The organism is Bacteroides sp. AM10-21B (genome assembly GCF_003472565.1).
GTDB classification, from domain to species: domain Bacteria; phylum Bacteroidota; class Bacteroidia; order Bacteroidales; family Bacteroidaceae; genus Bacteroides; species Bacteroides propionicigenes.
This window is the reverse complement of record NZ_QRME01000005.1, coordinates 65932-87112: the sequence shown is the minus strand read 5'-3', so window position 1 is coordinate 87112 and position 21181 is coordinate 65932. Positions and strand designations below refer to the sequence as shown.

Annotated in this window: 14 protein-coding genes and 1 tRNA gene; 6 read left to right on the top strand and 9 right to left on the bottom strand. The window is 41.2% G+C overall.

The window, feature by feature from the left end; translation table 11 throughout:
* Positions 1-25: 25 nt before the first annotated feature.
* The 4 genes from ffh to rho all read right to left on the bottom strand — a co-directional run bounded on the left by ffh (position 26) and on the right by rho (position 7380).
* Positions 26-1348 carry a signal recognition particle protein gene (gene ffh / locus DW121_RS07810; protein ID WP_118323459.1) on the bottom strand — a complete coding sequence of 441 codons (1323 nt, stop codon included), beginning with the start codon at positions 1346-1348 and terminating at the stop codon, positions 26-28.
* A gap of 95 nt (positions 1349-1443) precedes the next feature.
* Positions 1444-3402, bottom strand: coding sequence for a sensor histidine kinase (locus tag DW121_RS07805; RefSeq protein ID WP_118323458.1), 1959 nt, complete (start codon positions 3400-3402; stop codon positions 1444-1446).
* Complete coding sequence (locus tag DW121_RS07800; protein WP_118323457.1) at positions 3399-5138, bottom strand: sensor histidine kinase; 1740 nt, start codon at positions 5136-5138, stop codon at positions 3399-3401. Before DW121_RS07800 ends, DW121_RS07805 begins: the two co-directional genes overlap by 4 nt.
* A 244-nt stretch (positions 5139-5382) precedes the next feature.
* Positions 5383-7380 (bottom strand): transcription termination factor Rho, encoded by a 1998-nt coding sequence (gene rho, locus DW121_RS07795; RefSeq protein WP_118323456.1) that lies wholly within the window; start codon positions 7378-7380, stop codon positions 5383-5385.
* Positions 7381-7616: 236 nt separating this feature from the next.
* Here rho and DW121_RS07790 point away from each other — a divergent pair, with 236 nt between their 5' ends.
* Positions 7617-8450, top strand: coding sequence for a 4Fe-4S binding protein (locus tag DW121_RS07790; RefSeq protein WP_118323455.1), 834 nt, complete (start codon positions 7617-7619; stop codon positions 8448-8450).
* On the opposite strand, the gene tilS is transcribed toward DW121_RS07790, so the two are convergent.
* Complete coding sequence (gene tilS / locus DW121_RS07785) at positions 8445-9725, bottom strand: tRNA lysidine(34) synthetase TilS (RefSeq protein WP_117711438.1); 1281 nt, start codon at positions 9723-9725, stop codon at positions 8445-8447. The two genes, DW121_RS07790 and tilS, sit on opposite strands and share 6 nt — an antisense overlap.
* A 164-nt stretch (positions 9726-9889) precedes the next feature.
* On the opposite strand from tilS, the gene feoB reads away from it, so the two are divergent.
* The 3 genes from feoB (at position 9890) to DW121_RS07770 (ending at position 12696) form a co-directional block, all read left to right on the top strand.
* On the top strand, positions 9890-12361 hold the full coding sequence (gene feoB, locus DW121_RS07780; RefSeq protein WP_118323454.1) for a ferrous iron transport protein B: 2472 nt from the start codon (positions 9890-9892) through the stop codon (positions 12359-12361).
* The gene (locus tag DW121_RS15835; protein WP_117711440.1) at positions 12358-12573 is read left to right on the top strand and encodes a hypothetical protein; all 216 of its coding nucleotides are present in this window, start codon (positions 12358-12360) and stop codon (positions 12571-12573) included. Before feoB ends, DW121_RS15835 begins: the two co-directional genes overlap by 4 nt.
* 51 nt (positions 12574-12624) lie before the next feature.
* Positions 12625-12696 (top strand) — tRNA-Cys (locus DW121_RS07770).
* A gap of 577 nt (positions 12697-13273) precedes the next feature.
* On the opposite strand, the gene DW121_RS07765 is transcribed toward DW121_RS07770, so the two are convergent.
* The 3 genes from DW121_RS07765 to DW121_RS07755 are packed head-to-tail and all read right to left on the bottom strand — an operon-like array spanning position 13274 to position 16890.
* The gene (locus tag DW121_RS07765; protein ID WP_117711482.1) at positions 13274-14458 is read right to left on the bottom strand and encodes a porin; all 1185 of its coding nucleotides are present in this window, start codon (positions 14456-14458) and stop codon (positions 13274-13276) included.
* Between the two features lie 15 nt (positions 14459-14473).
* Positions 14474-15535, bottom strand: coding sequence for an L-asparaginase 2 (gene ansB, locus DW121_RS07760; RefSeq protein WP_117711445.1), 1062 nt, complete (start codon positions 15533-15535; stop codon positions 14474-14476).
* A gap of 44 nt (positions 15536-15579) precedes the next feature.
* A complete protein-coding gene (locus tag DW121_RS07755) occupies positions 15580-16890 on the bottom strand; it encodes an anaerobic C4-dicarboxylate transporter family protein (protein WP_117711446.1) in 1311 nt (436 codons plus the stop codon).
* Between the two features lie 332 nt (positions 16891-17222).
* On the opposite strand from DW121_RS07755, the gene DW121_RS07750 reads away from it, so the two are divergent.
* Together DW121_RS07750 and DW121_RS07745 are read left to right on the top strand one after the other, a co-directional pair.
* Entirely contained in the window at positions 17223-18656 is a 1434-nt protein-coding gene (locus DW121_RS07750) for an aspartate ammonia-lyase (protein ID WP_118323453.1), read from the top strand.
* Between the two features lie 130 nt (positions 18657-18786).
* Positions 18787-19320, top strand: coding sequence for a TlpA family protein disulfide reductase (locus DW121_RS07745; protein WP_117711448.1), 534 nt, complete (start codon positions 18787-18789; stop codon positions 19318-19320).
* 13 nt (positions 19321-19333) lie between these two features.
* Here the strand turns inward: DW121_RS07745 and DW121_RS07740 are convergent, their stop codons facing one another.
* Entirely contained in the window at positions 19334-21166 is a 1833-nt protein-coding gene (locus tag DW121_RS07740; protein ID WP_118323555.1) for an outer membrane insertion protein, read from the bottom strand.
* Positions 21167-21181: the final 15 nt, after the last annotated feature.

Genomic DNA, 21181 nt, shown 5'->3' with positions numbered 1-21181 from the left:
GGATGTATGTGCAGAGACTTTTTTCTTATCTTTTCAGCTTCGGCATCATCTTGCCCATTTTGCTGCCGGTCACCATTTTCATCATTTTACGGGTCTGGTCAAACTGTTTCAGTAAGTGGTTTACTTCTTGAATATTTGTGCCGCTACCTTTAGCGATACGTTGACGACGTGATCCGTTCAGAATTGCCGGGTTGCTGCGTTCTTCCGGGGTCATGGAGTAGATGATTGCTTCGATGCTCTTGAAAGCGTTGTCATCAATATCAATATCCTTGATGGCTTTGCCAACTCCCGGTATCATGGAAGCAAGTTCTTTCAGATTACCCATTTTCTTGATTTGCGCAATCTGACTCAGGAAGTCGTTGAAGTCGAACTGATTCTTCGCAATCTTCTTTTGCAGACGTTTGGCTTCTTCTTCATCATATTGCTCTTGTGCGCGCTCCACTAATGATACGATGTCACCCATACCGAGAATGCGGTCGGCCATACGGGCAGGGTGGAACTGATCGATAGCATCCAACTTTTCGCCGGTTCCGACAAACTTGATAGGCTTGTTTACTACGGACCGGATAGAAAGAGCGGCACCACCGCGGGTATCACCATCCAACTTGGTCAATACCACACCATTGAAGTCTAAACGCTCATTGAATTCTTTGGCGGTGTTTACGGCATCCTGACCGGTCATGGAGTCTACCACAAACAAGATTTCGTTTGGGTTAATGGCAGCCTTGATTGCAGCAATTTCGTTCATCATCTCTTCGTCTACCGCCAAACGACCGGCTGTGTCGACGATTACGAGATCATATCCTTTTTCTTTAGCTTCCTGTATGGCGTTTTGGGCTATGGCTATCGGGTCTTTGCTGTCCGGTTCGGAGTACATGGGTACTTCAATCTGCTCTGCCAGTACGCGTAACTGTTCGATGGCAGCGGGACGGTATACGTCGCAGGCTACCAATAAAGGCTTCCTGTTCTTTTTAGTTTTCAACATGCGTGCCAACTTTCCGGAGAAAGTTGTCTTACCGGAACCCTGCAGACCGGACATCAAAATAACAGCCGGTTTGGAGTCTATATTGATTTCCGCTGTTTCACCACCCATGAGTTGCGTTAACTCATCGTGTACGATTTTTACCATTAATTGGCTGGGTTTTACGGCTGTCAGTACGTTTTGTCCCAAAGCCTTTTCCTTAACGGTATCGGTGAAGTTCTTGGCAACTTTATAGTTTACGTCGGCATCTAGAAGTGCTTTACGCACGTCTTTCAGCGTTTCCGCTACATTAATCTCGGTGATTTTACCTTCACCTTTCAAAATTTTAAACGACCTCTCAAGTCTCTCGCTTAAATTATCGAACATATTATCTTATTACAATTACTAAATTACAATTTACTCTTATTGAGGCGCAAAAGTACAAAAAATACCTGTAACTGCCTTCTTTTAAAGGCAGAATATTATTGCAACCTTGCAGCAGGATAGGTGAAAAGAATGGTCGGACCTTCCGGTGCATCAGCGAGAACTTGATAAGTACCACCAAAATGCTTTAGCAACAAACGGTTGATTTCATGCCGTATAGAACTTTCCTGACCATTATGTTTTCTGTCAGCTAAAGGTGAGTTGATTACTTTGAAATATAAAATATCTTCACTTTTATCTAAACTGAAATGGACTTCATTGTGCTCTTGGACTGTTAAAGGGCCCGTTAGTGTACTGATTATCATTTGCATTATCCGGTTGCAGTCAGTGTGTATAATATATTCTTGTACCGAACTTTGGAAGCGAATGTGCAGATTGCTATTTTGCATTTGTGCGGAGCATACGGCATCATTACAAAGTTGGACTACGTCATAGTTGGTCAACTGATATTTCATCATGTCGGCTTCCAGCCTTGATAAATCCAAAACATTGTTTACCAATAACATCAGTTTTTCTGTGTTTTGTTGTATGATATCAGAATATTCCTTACGGTTTTTCTCATTGATGTCTGTATCAGTGGCTATGAGTTGTGAAAAGCCAACTACACTGTTAAGTGGTACGCGAATAGCGTGGCTCATGTTGGATAGGAAGCGGCTTTTCTGTTCATTGGCTTCTTCTGTTTTCCGGGTAGCTTCTTGTGTCTCTTTTTCAGAAAGTTTAAGCTCTCGTTGTATTCGGCTAATGCGTATTGTGTAAGTGATACATAATATTAATATGATAGCTACTACCGCTAAAATAATAATTTGTATATATCCTTTTAACCGTCCTTGCTCCAATATTAGTTGGTTGAAGTGATAAGATTCTTTTATTTCTTCCAATTGTTGGCTGGATACAGCGACACTTAAAGAGTCCTCTATTTGAGTAGCCTTTTCATAGAGTGGTAATGCTTCGGCATACCGTCCCATTGCTTTCAGGATGTCGGCTTTATAGCCTGTTTCTTCAGCATAATCAGATATGTCGAAATTGTTTTTTTGTACAAAACGGATTGCGCTATCGGCAATGGCAAGAGCTGTGTCATATTCTTTGAGGGAGAGATGATATGCGATTGCCATATTCTGATAAATAACCAAGTAGGGTGGGAAAGTGTTAGGAGTAATGTATGAAGAGCATTTTTCATAATGCTTTTCTGCCAGTTTTTTATTGCCGGTCTCTATATATAGATAGGTGTAATACATTTCTACGTACAGATATTGACTGGACATGCTGTTTAATACTGCCGGATTGTTGTGTATTATATCGTCCAGTACTTTTCGGGTCTTGTCTAAATATGTTTTGAGGTCGGTATAGTTTTTTACTTGTTTGCTGAAAGCGATAAGCTGACTCAAAATATTAATTTGTGTACCGGGATGAGTAACTTGTGGTAATAACTCGTAGAGCCTTTTGAGCACTTTGTCTTCATCTTTCCAGCGGTTAGTTTCGTGGTAGATGTTGGCCAAGCATTGGTAGGCGGAAACTTCTCCGGTCACACTCTTTATGCTTTGAGCTTTTTCCAACATTTTGGATGCTTCGTTAAAAGCATATTCGTATTGGTAATTGTATATATAGGTATTGATAAGTAACTTTTGTGAATCGAAGTAGACTTTCCAGTATTGAATACTTTGGGCTATGGGTTTTATCAAGTCAACCCATTTACTTATGCTGTCTTGTTCGCCGTCATTGTTATAATAATAGAGAATCTGGAAATATGCACCATCGCACATATGCAGTTTATTGTTTTGTAATTGTGCTTCTTTGTATAGCTCTTGAGCGTATTTGAGTGCGTGAGAAGTGCCTTGAGAAGATAATATTATTTGTTGAAGTACTTTTAAGCGAGTGATGTCGTGAGGTAATGTGGGTAGTACTGTCAGTAAGCTGTCAGTAATTGATGACGTATAATCTTTGCTCCAACCGGAAAATATTTGCAGGGTAAAGAACAGTATGAATAGTAATCTTCTCATTGTGCTTCCTTCTCTTTATTATTGATGGTGGTAGGTTGGATAGGGTGCGTAAATACAAACCGTGAACCATCCTTGTAATCAGTGTCAATCCAAATTTTGCCGCCAAAGTGCTCAACAATCAGCTGGCAGATAGACAGCCCTAACCCACTTCCTTGCGCATTCTCGTCCAGCTTCTCAAAACGGTTAAATATTTTGTCTTGTTTTTCAGGAGCAATCCCGCATCCGGTATCGGTTACTGAGAATAATGCCATATTGTCCTGCATATCCAATGTAAGAGTTATGCTGCCTTCTGTTGTGAACTTGGTCGCATTGATGAGTAAGTTTATAAGCAATTGTTGCAAGCGAGCTTCATCAGTGTATAGTTCAAGCTTCTTTAAAGAAGTTTGAAACGTAACAGTAGCGGCTGTTTGCTTTATTTTGTCTACGGTGTCAATAACGTTTTGACAAAGGAAAATGGCGTCATGAATTCCGAAATGAAATTGCATTTTTCCTCTCTCCAGACTGGATAGGTCTACTACATCGTCTATTAACTTTAATAATAAATCTGAATTTTGCTGAATAATGTCATTGCATTGTTTGCGTATCTCTGTATCTATATTACTATCGGTCAGTATGGAAGAAAAACCGGAGAGTGCGTTTAAGGGAGTACGTATTTCATGACTCATATTCGACAGGAACAGGCTTTTGGTGCGAATAGAATTCTCTGCATTTTTTTGTGCTTTGTCCAGCTTTTGTCTGGATACCGCCAAGTGTTTGTTTCCCTTTTTTATGCGGAAAGCAAAGATCGCAAATATACTCAGGATGATGATACTGCCTATGATCAGATAAAATAATATTCGGTTTCTCTGTGCTTGATTGTCCAACTCAAGACGGTCTACTTGATATACAATATGTAGTAAGTTTATTTGAGAAGTGTAACTATGGGCATCGATAGAGTCACGTGTGGCCCTAATAGTATGATACGCTTCGCAAGCCTCTTTGTACTGTCCTAATTCTTTATGTATGTAAGCTATCTTCTTTCGAATTTTTAGATAATTATTATATACATCTACATTGTTGGATTTGCTGGCAAGTTCTATAAATATTTTAGCTGCTTTTGTATAATCTCCGGTTTCTCGCGCATATTCAGCCTGCATATATCTCAAGATGCTGGTATGGAAAGAAGAAGGCATCCGGTTGTTAGTATTTTCAGCTTCACTGATGTATTGCCGGGCTTTATCCAAGTCATTGTTACGCAGGTAATAGTAGGCCTGATAGGCATAAAGAAGAAAAGGATTCAGATGCCTGTTCTTGTAAATTTCACTCATGCGCTCTAAATAGGCTTTGGCTTCGTCCATACGCTTGAGTTTGATGAGAGTAGGGATTAATTGTATGAATATTTTCTCCTGTACTTTCTCCGTATCGGGTATTTTCTTCAAAATCTTGATTGCTTTTTCATACTCCTCTTTGGCTTCAGATCTCATGCCGGCATTGAGGTAGATGTCTCCAAACGCAAAATAAGACAGGGAAATACCTATGTTGCATTCCATTAATCGAGCTTCGGTCATCATGGCATTGGCTTTTTTCAAGGCTTCGGATATTTGAGCCCGAAAGGAATAAGCATACACAGCCATCTGTTTCATGAGAAACATATGTTTGTAATCTTTCTTTTGGCGGAAGATGTCCACGATTTCATCTTCCCATTGAATGATGTCAGCTGGTGTTGCATCTTTGGAATAGGCCAGATTGTTGTCCATCAACTCCTTGATAAGATGAAGATGCTGGTTGTTCGTAGCTTTTGAAACAGAAAAAGCCCAGGGGGATATCCCAAGCAATAAAAAGATTAAGATTATGTTTGTTCTATATGTTTTCACCTTCTTGTTCTTTTCATTACACGAAAGAAATAATAACGTGTGGCAAAAATAATTAAAAAAGAGCGGAATAATACAATTATCCCGCTCTTTTTATTTCTTGTTGCTATTTCTTGTTTCTAATAAGAACTTAGCTGTTCATGCTCATTAAGAATTCATCATTGTCTTTGGTTTTTTCCAAACGGTCTTTTACGAAGTCCATTGCTTCTATCGGATTCATGTCGGCAAGGTATTTGCGGAGAATCCACATACGATCCAATGTTTGCTTATCTTGTAGCAAGTCGTCACGACGAGTACTGGAAGCAACGATGTTGACAGCCGGGAAGATACGTTTGTTGGACAGGTTACGGTCGAGCTGTAACTCCATATTACCTGTGCCCTTGAATTCTTCAAAGATTACTTCATCCATCTTAGAACCGGTATCGATAAGTGCCGTTGCAAGGATAGTTAACGAACCGCCTCCCTCAATATTGCGGGCAGCACCGAAGAAACGTTTGGGTTTGTGCAGTGCATTGGCATCCACACCACCGGACAGTACTTTGCCTGAGGCTGGGGAAACAGTATTATAAGCACGTGCTAAACGGGTTATTGAGTCAAGGAAAATGACAACGTCGTGTCCGCATTCTACCATTCTCTTGGCTTTCTCCAAAACAATGCCTGCGATTTTTACGTGACGTTCTGCCGGTTCGTCGAAAGTGGAGGCGATGACCTCTGCGTTTACAGTACGTGCCATATCGGTTACTTCTTCCGGACGTTCGTCAATCAACAGCATAATCATGTAAACTTCCGGGTGATTGGCTGCAATGGCATTGGCAATGTCTTTCATTAAGATAGTCTTACCTGTTTTGGGCTGTGCTACAATTAATGCACGTTGTCCTTTGCCGATGGGAGCGAAAAGATCTACTACGCGAGCAGACATGGAATCAGAATATCCTCCTTTGCAAAGTTTGAATTTCTCATCAGGAAAAAGTGGGGTAAGATGTTCAAATGGTACACGATCGCGTACAAAAGCCGGATCACGCCCGTTAATTTTGGATACCTTTACCAGCGGGAAGTATTTCTCACCTTCCTTGGGGGGACGGATAACGCCTTCCACAACATCACCGGTCTTTAAGCCGAATAACTTGATTTGTGATTGTGAAACGTAGATATCGTCGGGAGAAGAAAGGTAATTGTAATCGGATGAACGCAGAAAACCATAGCCGTCTTGCATGATTTCCAATACACCGGTTCCGGTAAGTATATCGTCGAATTCGTATGCCTTTTCACGTTCTATTGCAGGTTTGCGTTCGGGAGCAACATTATTTTCATTATTGTTTTGTTGCTGGGTGGGACGCTGTTGCTGCTGTGCAGGACGTTGACTGTTATTGTTGTTACGATTATTGTTATATGGAGTATTGCTTTCGCGGGGACGGAGACGGGGACGCTGTTGTTGCGGTTGTTCTGCAGCAGGAACGGGAGTTTCTGCTTTAGTAGCTTCAAATTTTCCGATGAGTTCTGATGGTAATTCTATTTTTTCCGTAGGCAGGTCCTCTATAGGGATAAAATCGTCTTCTACTTCCGATAAGATAGGACTTTCATCCGGTGTGGGTTGGGGTTGGGGGATTGCAGCAACTTTTTTGAGTTCTGCCTTTTGGGGCTCTGTGATTTCTGCTTTAGCTTCTGTCTGAACGGTTTTAGGCGTCTTGGACGCTTCGGTAGCTGGAACTGCTTCTTGTTTTATTTTACGAGGACGTCCCGGTTTGCGTTTGGGAGTTTCAGCTTCTGCTACAGGAGCAGCAGCAACCGGTTCTTTTGCGGCTTCTGCAGCTTGTACAGCAGCTTGTGAGACCGGCGTTTCTTCGTTTTTTCCTTTTGTAAGGTCTCCATTTTTGTTGGTTGTGAACACCTTGTCGGCTCCTTCTTTCTTGACCGTTACGCGAGAACGTTTTTGTTTGTCTCCCTTACGCTCTTCTTTTAATTTGTCGGCTGCTACTTTCTTGGTTGCTCCTGCAATAGCTTGCTCGTCAAGTATTTTATAAACGAGCTCTTCTTTTTTGAGAGAATCAGTTTTTTTGATACCCAACTCTTGGGCAATAGCTTGCAATTCCGACAAATTCTTGTCGTTTAATTGAATAATATTATACATACAGTATATGTGTGAATGGTTTTTACTTATTTGGTAAGTCTACCTTGTAAATTATGATTTAATAGGGATATTTATTATTGAACCGGAAATCTGACTAACAAACCTTACCTCAGTAAAGAGTGACAGAATGTTTCAACGGTGCAAAGGTAATAATTATTTTTGGTTTCATAAATAAATCGTCTTTTTTTTAATTTTAAAAGTTTATCTTTGCTTCATTATCATCAAGAAATAGATTTATGAATATATATGCAGTTCATTTGATTACTTTTTCACCTACCCGCACTTCTAAACAAGTGGGTGAGGCAATTGTTCGCGGTACAGGTCTTTCGGAAATCACAAAAACGGATTTGACTTTGCATCCGGCTGAAAAGTTGGAAATTCCCGAAACTACATTAGTGGTGGTTACAGTTCCTGTGTATGGAGGAAAAGTCGCACCTCTGGCATTGGAGCGGATGAAGTGTATCCATACTTCTGGTGCTCCGGTGGTGCTGGCTGTGGTTTATGGAAACCGTGCTTATGAAAAAGCATTGGCAGAACTGGACGCTTTTATATCGGAAAGAGGTTTTAAAGTGATTGCAGGGGCTACATTTGTAGGAGAACATTCATATAGTACAGATAAGAATCCTATAGCTGTAGGTCGGCCGGATGCAGATGATTTGCGGTTTGCAGAAAATTTTGGTGCAAAAATACGTACTAAGATTGAAACTGCCGCTGGTATGGATAGGTTGTATACTGTTGATGTTAATCGTATTCAACGTCCTCATCAGGCATTTTTCCCGTTATTCCGCTTTTTGCGAAAAGTGGTGAAGCTACGTAAAAGTGGTGTGCCCATGCCTCGTATTCCGGCAGTTGATGTGGAACTTTGCAATCACTGTGGATATTGTGCGACACATTGTCCCGCAGGAGCTATTGGGAAAGGTGATGAGTGCAGTACTGATATAGAAAAGTGCATCCGTTGTTGTGCTTGTGTAAAGGGGTGTCCGCAGAAAGCCCGTACCTTTGATACGCCATTTGCTGTTTTACTTGCCGATTGCTTTAAAAGACAGAAGGAAAACAGGGTCATTTTATGACAGGGGGGAGAGAAGATGGATTGTGAGTATGCGGCGTGTGGAGGAGTCGATGCGGAAACGGTTGTCTGTTCTTTCGCCTACCAGCCAAATGATTTCTTTGCCACAACACAATACCCATTGTTGCTCTTTGCGTAAAAGGGAAAATTTTCGGTCGGTCATGTAATCGCTTACTTTCTTTCTGCCTTTCATGCCGAATGGGATAAAAGAATCTCCTTGTTGCCAGAGTCGCAGAGATAGAGGATGTAGAAGCTTGTCTGCATCGAAGCAGGCGGTTCCCTTATCACGAGGGATAATAAAATCGGGGGTAAAGGCATATTCTTTCATTGTCAGTACGGGTTCTGCTACTTGTTGATATGCTTCAATCAGCAAATATTTACGGTCTTTTACAACACGCCAATGTTTTGATGAAAAGGCTTTTCCCGACTGTCCGTTTAAGGTTCGGTATATGTCTTTGACTTGGGCTGCATTGAAACCAAGCGGGTGTAAAATTTCAAACAATAATGTTTCAGGAGCAGGTTCTTGCATCAGGGCATCAATAAGTATGCCTTTGGGGGTTTGCACCCGTTTTATTCCTTCATCTATGCCCCGTTGGTATATGACAGATGCTTCGTTCAGATGTTCAGCGGTATTGAGAATACTTTCTTTGACGGAAGGGTTGATATCCTGCATCATAGGAAGTAAGTTCAGGCGTATTTTGTTACGGGTATATTCGTCTTGCAGATTGGTGCTGTCTATCACGTAATCTTGTCCTATGCGGTTCAGGTAGTTAGTGATTTCTTTACGGTCCAAACAGAGCAGAGGGCGTACGATGTACCCATTCTTGGGGCGTATTCCCCGTAATCCGTTGATTCCTGTACCGCGGATTAAATTTAATAGAAGGGTTTCTACGCTATCGTCCTGATGATGGGCTACGGCAATGATGTCGGCATTGCTTTCCTGTCGTATTTTTTCAAACCATTCATAACGCAATTCCCGAGCTGCCATTTCAATGGAGATGTGCCGTTCTTCGGCTGTACGTATAGTATCGAAATGGATGGTGTGTAGTCGTATTTGCTGCTTTGCGCATAGTTGGCGGACAAATGCTTCATCCCTGTCAGATTCTTCACCGCGAAGGTGGAAATTACAGTGCGCTGCTTCGCAATCATAGCCTAAATCTTTCAGTAAGCACAATAGAGCAACGGAGTCTGCACCGCCACTCAAGGCAACGAGTACTTTGTCTGTTGGCACAAAGAGTTGCTTTTGGTTAATATATTGTGCTACTTTTTCTTTTTCCATAGGGCAAATATACATATTTCTTCTTGATTTCTGTCATTTCTGCGTGAAAACGTTGCCCGACGTTTGTTTCCTTAACCTCTCTTATTTAAAAACATTCTAAATTATTTGTGCGATATGAACTTATCTTTTATCTTTGCGACAAAAATAATGAAAGGCAGAAGACTATGCGTTTGTCCGAATTGAAAACCGGTGAAAAAGGTGTAATCGTTAAGGTACTGGGGCACGGCGGTTTCCGTAAGCGAATTGTAGAAATGGGCTTTATCAAGGGGAAGACCGTAGAGGTACTGTTAAATGCTCCTCTGAAAGATCCTATTAAATATAAGGTAATGGGGTATGAGATCTCTTTGCGGCGTCAAGAAGCTGATATGATTGAAATTGTCGGTGAAAAGGAAATGCACCGGGAGTCTGTGCAGCTCGATTATCATAAAGGATTAAGTGAAGATATGTGTTTGGGTGAAGAAGAACTGAAACGCATTGCTTTGGGGAAACGTCGTACCATTAATGTTGCCTTGGTAGGAAATCCTAATTGCGGTAAAACATCTCTTTTCAATATTGCTTCGGGTTCACATGAGCATGTGGGAAATTACAGTGGTGTAACTGTAGATGCCAAAGAAGGCTATTTCGATTTTCAGGGCTATCATTTTCGCATCGTGGACTTGCCGGGTACTTATTCGCTTTCTGCTTATTCTCCTGAAGAAATTTATGTCCGTCACCACATCATCAACGAAACTCCGGACATCATTATCAATGTAGTGGACTCTTCTAATCTGGAACGTAATCTGTATCTCACCACCCAGCTGATTGACATGAATGTGCGTATGGTTATTGCGCTTAATATGTATGATGAACTGGAAGCGAGCGGAAATACGTTGGATTATGTAAAACTTGGCCAGTTATTCGGTGTGCCGATGCTGCCTACTATCAGCCGTACCGGAAAAGGAATTGAACAGCTTTTCCATGTTATTATTGATATTTATGAAGGCGGTGACTTTTTGGATAAAAAAGGTAAGGTACGTACTGAAATCTTGAATGATTTACGCAACTGGCATAAGGAATATGTGCCCGACCATGACTTTGGCACTCATAAAGAGGAAAAAGAGCATCCTGTGGGCTTTTATCGCCATATTCACATCAATCATGGACCGGAACTGGAGCGGAGTATTGAAGAAGTGAAGCGCATTATCAGTGTCAACGAGAATATACGGTATAAATACTCTACCCGTTTTTTGGCCATCAAGCTGCTGGAAAATGATGATGATTTGGAGAATACAGTACAGGAATTTCCTAATGGAAAGGATGTTATTGAAGTTCGCAACCGTGAGGAGCAACGCTTGCGCAATGTAATAAACGAGGATAGTGAACAAGCTATTACGGATGCCAAATATGGTTTTATTTCGGGTGCGCTTCGCGAAACTTATGTGGACAACCATGAAGATACGGCACGTACGACACGCGTGATAGACTCTATTGTGACACATCGTGTATGGGGATATCCTATCTTTTTTCTGTTCTTGTATCTGATGTTTGAAGGAACATTCATACTGGGAGACTATCCGATGCAAGGTATTGAATGGTTGGTAGGAGTATTGGGCGATTTGGTACGTAATAATATGTCCGAAGGTCCGTTGAAAGATTTGCTGGTCGATGGCATTATCGGTGGTGTAGGCGGGGTGATTGTTTTTCTGCCTAATATATTGATTTTATATTTTTTCATATCGTTAATGGAGGATTCCGGATATATGGCACGTGCAGCTTTCATTATGGATAAGATAATGCATAAAATGGGGTTGCATGGTAAATCCTTTATTCCTCTGATTATGGGATTCGGTTGTAATGTGCCGGCTATTATGGCTTCACGTACTATTGAAAATCGTAAAAGCCGGTTGGTAACCATGCTTATCAATCCGTTGATGTCATGTAGTGCGCGTTTGCCTATCTATTTGTTGTTGGTGGGGGCGTTTTTTCCGAACAATGCCAGTTTGGTATTGTTAGCAATCTATGTTATCGGAATCTTGTTGGCAGTAGTTATGGCACGTCTTTTTTGTCGTTTTCTGGTGAAAGGAGACGATACGCCGTTTGTAATGGAACTTCCCCCTTACCGTATACCGACATCTAAATCCATTTTCCGTCATACATGGGAAAAAGGCGCGCAGTATTTGCGTAAAATGGGTGGTATCATTATGATAGCTTCCGTTGTAATATGGGCATTGGGGTATTATCCTAACCATGACATGTATCAAGATGTGGCGGAACAACAGGAAAATTCTTATATTGGTAGGATAGGTAAGGCTGTAGAGCCTGTGATAGAACCGTTGGGCTTTGACTGGAAGTTGGGTATCGGCATTCTCTCCGGAGTAGGCGCTAAAGAATTGGTGGTAAGTACGCTTGGAGTACTATATGCTGATGATGCCGAAGCCGATGCTGTGAGTTTGGGTGAACGTATTCCAATTACGCCCTTGGTAGCTTTTGGCTATATGGTGTTTGTACTGATATATTTTCCATGTATTGCTACGCTGGCAGCCATTAGGGGGGAGTCGGGTAGTTGGAAGTGGGCTTTGTTTACGGCAGTGTACACTACTGCACTTGCTTGGGTAGTGTCCTTTGCTATTTATCAGATTGGAGGACTGTTTGGATGAATAATTGGCAGAATTGGGCGGTAGCTCTCATTTTATTGCTGTGCATTGTCCGTATAGGGCAGAGTATTTATGTTTTTTTTCGTAAAGTGAAGGAGAAGCGTAATCCTTGTGAGAACTGTGCAACTGGTTGTGAATTAAAGCAATTGTACGAAAAGAAGCGTTCTGAGTGCAGCGTTGAGAGAAAAGAAATAAAGAAAAAATGTTGCGGATAGTTGGTAGTTCCAAAAAATGTACTACCTTTGCATCCGCAAACGAGAAAGATTGGTTCCTTGGATGAGTGGCTTAGTCAGCGGTCTGCAAAACCGTGTACGGCGGTTCGAATCCGCCAGGAACCTCGAAGAAACTCCGAAATATCTACTTTGATATTTCGGAGTTTTCTATTTCTAATAATGTAAAGGGGATGCAGGAGCAGTAGAAAATCCGTGGAGATTTTGTTTGATGTAATAATACAGTTTGTACTTGTGCTCCTTCCACCCTTCCGAACCCTCCTGTTTATAAGGGATAGCGGGTGGAACCCCATATCGCAGACTATAATTCCGGTAATTCCAATGACGCACCTCAACTTCCCAAACCTCACACCTTAGCTCCTCAAATGCCTGTGGTTTGCAGGACAAACGTCCGTGGTTAAGGGAACTGAGGTGTGAGGTTTGGGAAGCCGAGATGCGTCATTGGGGGAGTAAAAAGCAGGTTCCACCCGCTATCCCTTATAAACAGGAGGGTTCGGAAGGGTGGAAGGGGTACAGATGCAGATTGAAATCCAAGAATATTCTCTGTTTTGATGTATATCATAATTCATTTTGATACACGTCAAAATGAATTATGATATACATCAAAAACAGCTCTTTGCCGGCTGAATACTTCTTGCACAGAATGTATATATGCTTATCCCCGCTAAATTTCTATTGAGCCCGTTTAGAACATCGGTAACTGATAGATGAACCCTACCGATACCCTGCTTGTAGAGTAATTGTTTTGTCCAAGTGCTTTGGCACGAGCTGTGAAATCATATGAGCGTCCTACATAAGTAAGGAAGAAGTGTAAGTTTGTATCCATAGGATAAAACTCTACACCGGCAAAGTAACCCCATGCAGTGCGGTATTTACCTTTTTCTAAATCTCCTTGTTGTTTGGAGAGCGAAGCCGTTTCGTACATTCCTTTTACAAAAGCATTCCATTTCGGCAGGAAGCGATAGTTCAACTTGGTTACCATCGAAAAATAGCCGACATCGGAAGCGTTGTGTCCCTCCATACTGCCTGTTATTCCCGTCATGATTCCTTTGCGGTCAATGCTTTCTTTGGAATACATGAAGTCGAGGAACATATTGAACTTGTTTAAATTTAATTCATTACCGAATGCGTAATAATAAAGATACTTGTCCTTTGCTTCATTCATAATGGAGGCAGACCAGCGTGTCTTGAAGACGTCATTAAAGTTACCATTCCAGTTCAGTGTGTATACAAGCGGAAGTTTACCGGTTTCTATTGTGGGGAGTTCACCTTCTTCTGTCTCAACTCCATATGTTTTGTTGAAAGAACCGTTACGGCTATCCAGAATTTGCAGATTCAACTGTTGATGGGCATTAATGTCATAGCCGATGTTCAAGCCGGTCATGAAGTTGCTCATGTTCTCAATCATATCGCTATATTCATATATTTCGATAGGATTCAAGTCGAATTCGATACCACCGTATGCGGTACATTGTTTGCCGGCGAAGATGGAAAATCCTTTTCCAAGTTTTACACCAATTCCTGCAATATCAATCGAAGTAGGTAGGTTATCTATATTACCGCTGCTGTCATTCGAGCGGTTTAACCGTTGCCTGTACCGGTATGAAAGCCAATGATTGATATTTCCTTTGGCTTCAATGCGAAGTTGCTTCATTTTAAAAGCTCCTTCTTCAAAGCCGTCGCGGAAATTTGCGTCGAAACTACCTTGCATATTGAGGAATAAGTTGAATTTATCCTGCTTTTTCTTTACGTTGGTGAGTTCTTCAAACAGAGTTTTATTCTCAAGGAACTTCTCACTCTTCTTCGCATCTTGAGCATACGTATTTTGTACACAGCCCGCTATCAAGAGTATAAATGTTAGTTTCTTTATCATTTCTATCTGTTTTTAGTATTCGTTGAAGTATTCCTGAATTTGTTTCCAATCATTGGTTTTGGTTAATGCAAGCATTAAAAGAACGCGTGATTTTTGGGGATTCAATTCTTGTGATGCGATAAACTGGTATTGTGCATCGTTTACTTCTGCGTCAAGGGAGGTGGGGCCAGTTGGCACTCTTGATGAGCGCACTACAAGGATACCCTTCTTACGTGCATCCATTAATACGGGGAATATATTTTTGTGGATGTTTCCGTTGCCTACTCCTGCGTGGATAATACCTTTATATCCGTTATTCAGCATTGGAGTTACCATGTCAGCTTCAATATTCGAATAGCTGTAAACGATTCCTACTTTGGGAAGTGCATTCAAGTTGGTAACATCAAATACAGACAGGATTGTATGTTTCTTTACCGATGACATATTATAGGTAACTTTACCATTCAGAATGTATCCGAGTGCACCGGCATTGGGAGCCTGAAATGTTTGTACGTCAACGGTATTCATCTTCAATACACTTGTCGCACCAAGTATACTTCCGTTCATTGCCACTAAGACACCCTTCCCTTTAGACTCTTTTGCTCCGGCCACTACAACGGCATTGTATAAGTTGAGAGGTCCATCAGCGCTGATGGCAGTAGAAGGACGCATGGCTCCGACTAAAACTACCGGTTTGTCGCTTTTAACCGTCAGATTAAGAAAATAGGCTGTTTCTTCCATTGTATCAGTTCCGTGAGTTATTACAATCCCGTCAATATCAGAGCGTTTCAGTAGTTGGTTGATTTTTTTTGCAAGGGTTAGCCAAACATCATCGTTCATATCTTGTGAACCTATCTTAACGATTTGCTCACCTGTTACATTAGCTATGTTTTTCAGTTCGGGTACGGCATCAAGCAGGGTTCCGATTGCTACTTGTCCGGCTGTATAGTTAGTGGCTGTTGCAGATGTGCCTGTTCCGGCAATAGTTCCACCGGTGGCGAGGATATGGATGTTAGGCTTCTGTTGTGCAAAAGCCATTACTACAGAAAACAGTAGCATAGCGGCTACCATACTAAGTCTTTCTAATTTTTTCATAACTTTAATTGTTTAAATTAAAAAATAGGTTGAAGTATATTATATCAGAAAATTTGTATGAATAATAATCCTAAGGCAATTGCGACTACTGTAGAAACAATCCCCGGCATCATAAAAGAATGATTGAGTATATATTTACCGATGCGGGTTGTTCCTGTGCGATCAAAATTGATAGCCGCGACTACGGTGGGATAGTTCGGGATGAAAAAATATCCGTTCACAGCAGGAAACATGGCTATCAGCATATATGGTGATATCCCCAGAGCAATGCCCAGTGGAACTAAAGCGCGTACTGTAGCTGCTTGGCTGTATAGCAGAATGGACATAACGAACAGAGCAATACCGAACAGCCAGGGCATTTGGCGTACAATGCCTTCAATAGAGGCGGTAAGCTGGGACATATTACCGTTCAAGAATGTATCACCCATCCAAGCGATACCGAAAATAGCAATTACAGCTTGCATTCCGGCAGGAAAAACGGAGCCTTGTGTCGCTTTGATTCCGTCAGTCTTAGTAACCAATAGAATAATGGCTGCTGCTGAAAGCATGATGATTTCTATAATAGCGGACATACCTAAAGTAACCGTTTTTCCATCAATCAGGAATGAGGGGCGCATACCTTCAAATGAACCGAAAAGAACAATGAATGCAGTAGCGAGAATAAATATAAGCACTGAAAGCATGGCGTGGCGCTTATTCTTTACGTCATCAATTTTCACCTTTCTGCCGTTAAAGTAACCTTCTGCCATACGTTTTTGATATTCTGGATCGTCAATTAGCTCTTTTCCTATACGCATGGAGCAAAATGCACCTACCAGTACACCGAGAATTGTTGCCGGAATTGTTATTTTTAATATATCGAATAAAGTGATATCAAATCCGGCAAGGAGACCAAGCAATGCGACTGTGGCTGCCGAAATGGGACTTGCTGTAATGGCTTGTTGTGAGGCAATTACTGCGATGCCTAATGGGCGTTCGGGTCTAATTTTGGTTTCAGTTGCTACTTCGGCTATGACAGGCAGGACAGAGTAAGCAACATGTCCGGTTCCGGCTACAAAAGTAAATAAATATGTGACGATAGGGCTAAGGATAGTTACCTGGGACGGATTTTTGCGCAAGAGTTTTTCAGCTAACTTTACCATATAGTCCAACCCTCCAGCAGCTTGCATACAAGATGCTGCGGAAATAACGGCAGCAATCATTAACATAACATCTATTGGAGGTGCCGTGGGTTGTAGCCCGAATACAAAAGTTAGTATACCTAAGCCTACGCCGCCCATTACTCCGAGACCTATGCCTCCTAAGCGTGCGCCTATGATAATAGCAGTCAGTACAAATAATAATTGTAAGATCATACACTTGTTATTTTAAGATTAGAGAAAGGTTATCTAAGTTTTGATTTGGCTAATTTCTAAAAATATTCTATATATAACAAAAAAAGGGTGGAATAGTTGTATATATTACTTTATATTTTCTAAATAAAATATTTATTAACTTTTTGTTGAGCATCTGCATTTTGGATTGATTTGTTTCTTTTTGATATACTATATATAAAGTTATGTGCATTAATCGTCTGTTATTAAAGTTTGTTAACTAAATATTTGAATGGTACGTTTACAAAACAATTTGTTATATCTTTGGTTATCCTTTGATGACTATCTGTGAAAACAGTTAATAAATATATATTATGAAAGAGGAACTATCCAAAAAAACTCGTGTCGAGAGTGATTTAATTGGCAGTCGTGAAATACCCGAGTCTGCTATGTATGGAGTACAAACCTTTAGAGGTATTGAGAATTTTCGTATTAGCAAATTTCATCTAAACGAATATCCTTTGTTTATCCACGCTCTTGCTATTACTAAAATGGGGGCGGCTATGGCTAATTTTGAGCTTGGTTTGCTTACCGAGAAACAATCTGATGCCATCTTGAAGGCATGTAATGAAATCCTTGAAGGAAAGCATCATGAGCAGTTTCCGGTAGACATGATTCAAGGAGGAGCCGGAACGACTACCAACATGAACGCCAATGAGGTAATTGCCAATCGTGCTCTTGAAATCATGGGACATAACCGTGGCGAGTATCAATATTGTTCTCCGAATGACCATGTAAATCGCTCACAGTCAACAAATGATGCCTATCCTACTGCTATACATATAGGTATGTATTATACTCACCTCAAACTTGTGAAACATTTTGAGGAATTGATTAACGCGTTCCAGCGTAAAGCGGAAGCGTTTAAACATATTATCAAAATGGGGCGCACCCAGTTGGAAGATGCTGTACCTATGACTCTCGGACAAACATTCAATGGATTCGCCAGTATTTTGCGCGATGAAATAAAGAACCTGAATTTTGCAGCCGAGGATTTCCTTACCGTTAATATGGGAGCTACTGCCATTGGTACAGGCATTACGGCTGAACCGGGATATGCTGAGAAATGTGTGAAGGCTTTAAAGAAGATTACGGGATGGAATATTAAGCTGTCTGATGATTTGGTGGGAGCCACCTCCGATACTTCTTGTTTGGTAGGTTATTCTTCAGCAATGAGAAGGGTCGCTGTGAAGATGAATAAGATATGTAATGACCTTCGTCTGCTTGCATCCGGTCCTCGTTGCGGGTTGGGAGAGATAAATCTTCCCGCTATGCAGCCGGGGTCTTCCATTATGCCGGGCAAAGTGAATCCTGTTATTCCTGAGGTAATGAATCAGATAGATTATAAAGTAATAGGTAATGATCTTTGTGTTGCCATGAGTGGTGAAGCGGCTCAAATGGAACTGAATGCAATGGAACCTGTTATGGCACAATGTTGTTTTGAATCAGCCGATTTGTTGATGAACGGATTCGATACTTTGCGTACTCTTTGTATCGATGGCATTACCGCTAATGAAGAAGTATGCCGCAGATATGTACATGATAGTATCGGTGTAGTTACTGCCCTCAACCCGGTTATCGGTTATAAAAATTCTACCAAGATAGCTAAGGAAGCTCTTGAAACGGGAAAAGGTATTTATGAATTAGTCTTGGAACACAATATTCTTTCCAAAGAAGACTTGGATACGATTCTGAAACCGGAAAATATGGTTAAGCCGGTAAAGTTGGATATAAAACCTAATATCTAAGGGACGGGAATTCTATTAGAAATATGAGTTAAAGATTTACAAAGAGTTTATGTTCTATTTGTTTTGTTATGTCCAATTCCTTTCTTTTGCGATAAAATGTATATTTATGAATTATTAAAATGAGAGGAAAATGAAACAATTCAGATTATTGGTGTTCGGCTTGTTTGCATTGTGCAGTATGATAAGTATGGCACAGGAAGTGGAGGCGGACAATGCCGGTTATATTGTGAAAGTAGGACAGATGGCTCCTGATTTTACCGTAACGTTGACAGATGGTAAGACAGTTAAACTTTCTGAGCTTCGCGGCAAAGTGGTAATGCTGCAATTCACTGCCAGTTGGTGCGGTGTATGCCGTAAAGAAATGCCTTTTATTGAAAAAGATATTTGGCAGAAACATAAGTCTAATCCGAATTTTGTGTTAATGGGTATCGATCGTGACGAACCGCTGAAGAAGGTTGTTGCTTTCGGTAAAGCTACAGGTGTTACATACCCATTGGGATTGGATCCGGGAGCCGATATCTTTGCCAAATATGCGTTGCGTCAGGCAGGTATAACCCGTAATGTTTTAATAGACAAAGAAGGGCAGATTGTAATGCTTACCCGTCTTTACAATCCGGAAGAGTTCTCTTCATTGGTTAAGAAGATTGATGAACTTCTGAAATAAACTTTCTTTCTGACTAAAAAGAGAAACAGGTTCCGGTATGCAGGGACATCATGATATCTTTTCCCTGTACATTATTTTGCATCAACAATTCCTTTCCGTAAATGCGGATTTTGGGCTCAAGAAAAACTTTGAAGCGGCGACTTACTTGATAAGAGGCTTGTAGTCCCGCTTCTCCGCCAATGAAGAAACTATTTTCTTGTTTCAGCCGCATAGATGCCACTATTCCGGCAAATAGCTGTACATCGTATTTACGTTCAGGGTCATATCCCATCATCAGATTGGTTAGGTTCAGCATATAATCAAGACTTCCGCTCGGCATATTATATTTTGCTTCTCCTTCCTTCAAGTCTACGGAGAAAGGACCGAAATCAATTCCTAAACGAAGTGAGGATAAGGGGGTGAAAATACGTCCTGCCGTGATTATGGCTTGATAATCGAAGTATCGTTTAAGGGCATAACGTTTGACTTGAATCGGAGTGGAAAAACCTATTCCGCCGCTAACAAAGAAAGAGGGTGTGAATACTTCTCGGTTCAGGGAGCGAGCCATACGATTTTCTTCATTGGCACGCTGTATCTCAATACCTATATTGATATTAAACAGATTGTCTGTGTACTTTTTAGCAACGTTTCGTCCTTGTTCTTTTTCACTTGTCTTTAAAGAGTAAGAGGCAAAGGTGGTACGTGGCTCAATAAATAGTGAAATCTCATCGGCGAACCGATATTTGAGTTGAACTCCACCTGTAAAACCTGTATACCCGCCTTTGGCTGGATGATATCCGTTTTCTTTCTTTATGTAACCCAGTTCTCCGCCGGCAAGTATGTTGGCAGAGAAACGAGGATGCAGTTGATGCCCATTGAAAAAGTAAGTTGCGTCCAGCATACCTTCCAGACGCCCGCCTGTATAGGTGGACATTTCATAAAACTCTTCTCCCGGGTTGTCATCTGTTGCGACAATCTCCTTTTTGTGCCATGTATCATCAGACCTGAATCCGGATAACCTTAACCCCAATGCCGGTATCAGCCATTTACCTACTGACAGGCTGAAATGAGGACCGATAGATTTGGTGAGCCCTATCTCGTTAGTCAGACGAGAAGCTTGAAACTGTCCGCCTGCCGCGATACTGATAAAGGTGTTATCCATGAATTTGTCGCCTTCCAAAGTCCGGATTTTGCCAAAAGGTTTCCATGCTTTGAAACGATAGTTCATACCTACTACTGCACCGTAAGTCATATCATATTTGTGCCAATTTTTTTGGAAAGAATGATCTATCCCGTCAGTCAGGATAGTGAAACGTGGTTCTATATAAAAATCTACATGACTTGTCGGATGCAGCTTTAATTGCATACCCAAATGTAGTTCGCCTATGTGTTTGGTGGTGCCTGCGAATGATGAGCATTGATAACCAAGCCCAGCTAATGTAGAGAACTCAAAAATTCTTCCGGGATTGTATCCACTGATAAAGGAAGTGACATTTAGCAGATAGTCAGTTTGCAAGCCGATGCGTGTCAGCGTTTCGTTGTCTATCTTTCGGGAGAAGTTTCCCGCCAGTAATGTAGTTCGTAAGGAGTGGGAGGGAGCGAATTGCCAACCGACGGCAATTCCTCCTACCGGTCCTATATTGAAGTCGGCATCGCCGCGCGGTATCATTTTGTCCATTCCTCCCAAAATGGAAATATAGACATTGTTTTTCCACAATGAATCAAAGGGAACGGCATCCGGGTGTTTGTAACGTTTGACAAAAGCGCGTTTTGTCGCATCGAATCCAATATTCGTTGTGTCTTTTTGCTGTGCTGTGGCTGTCAATGCCGTAGTCAGTAGTATTAATCCTGTTAGTAGTCTTCTCATAATTTTCAACTTGAA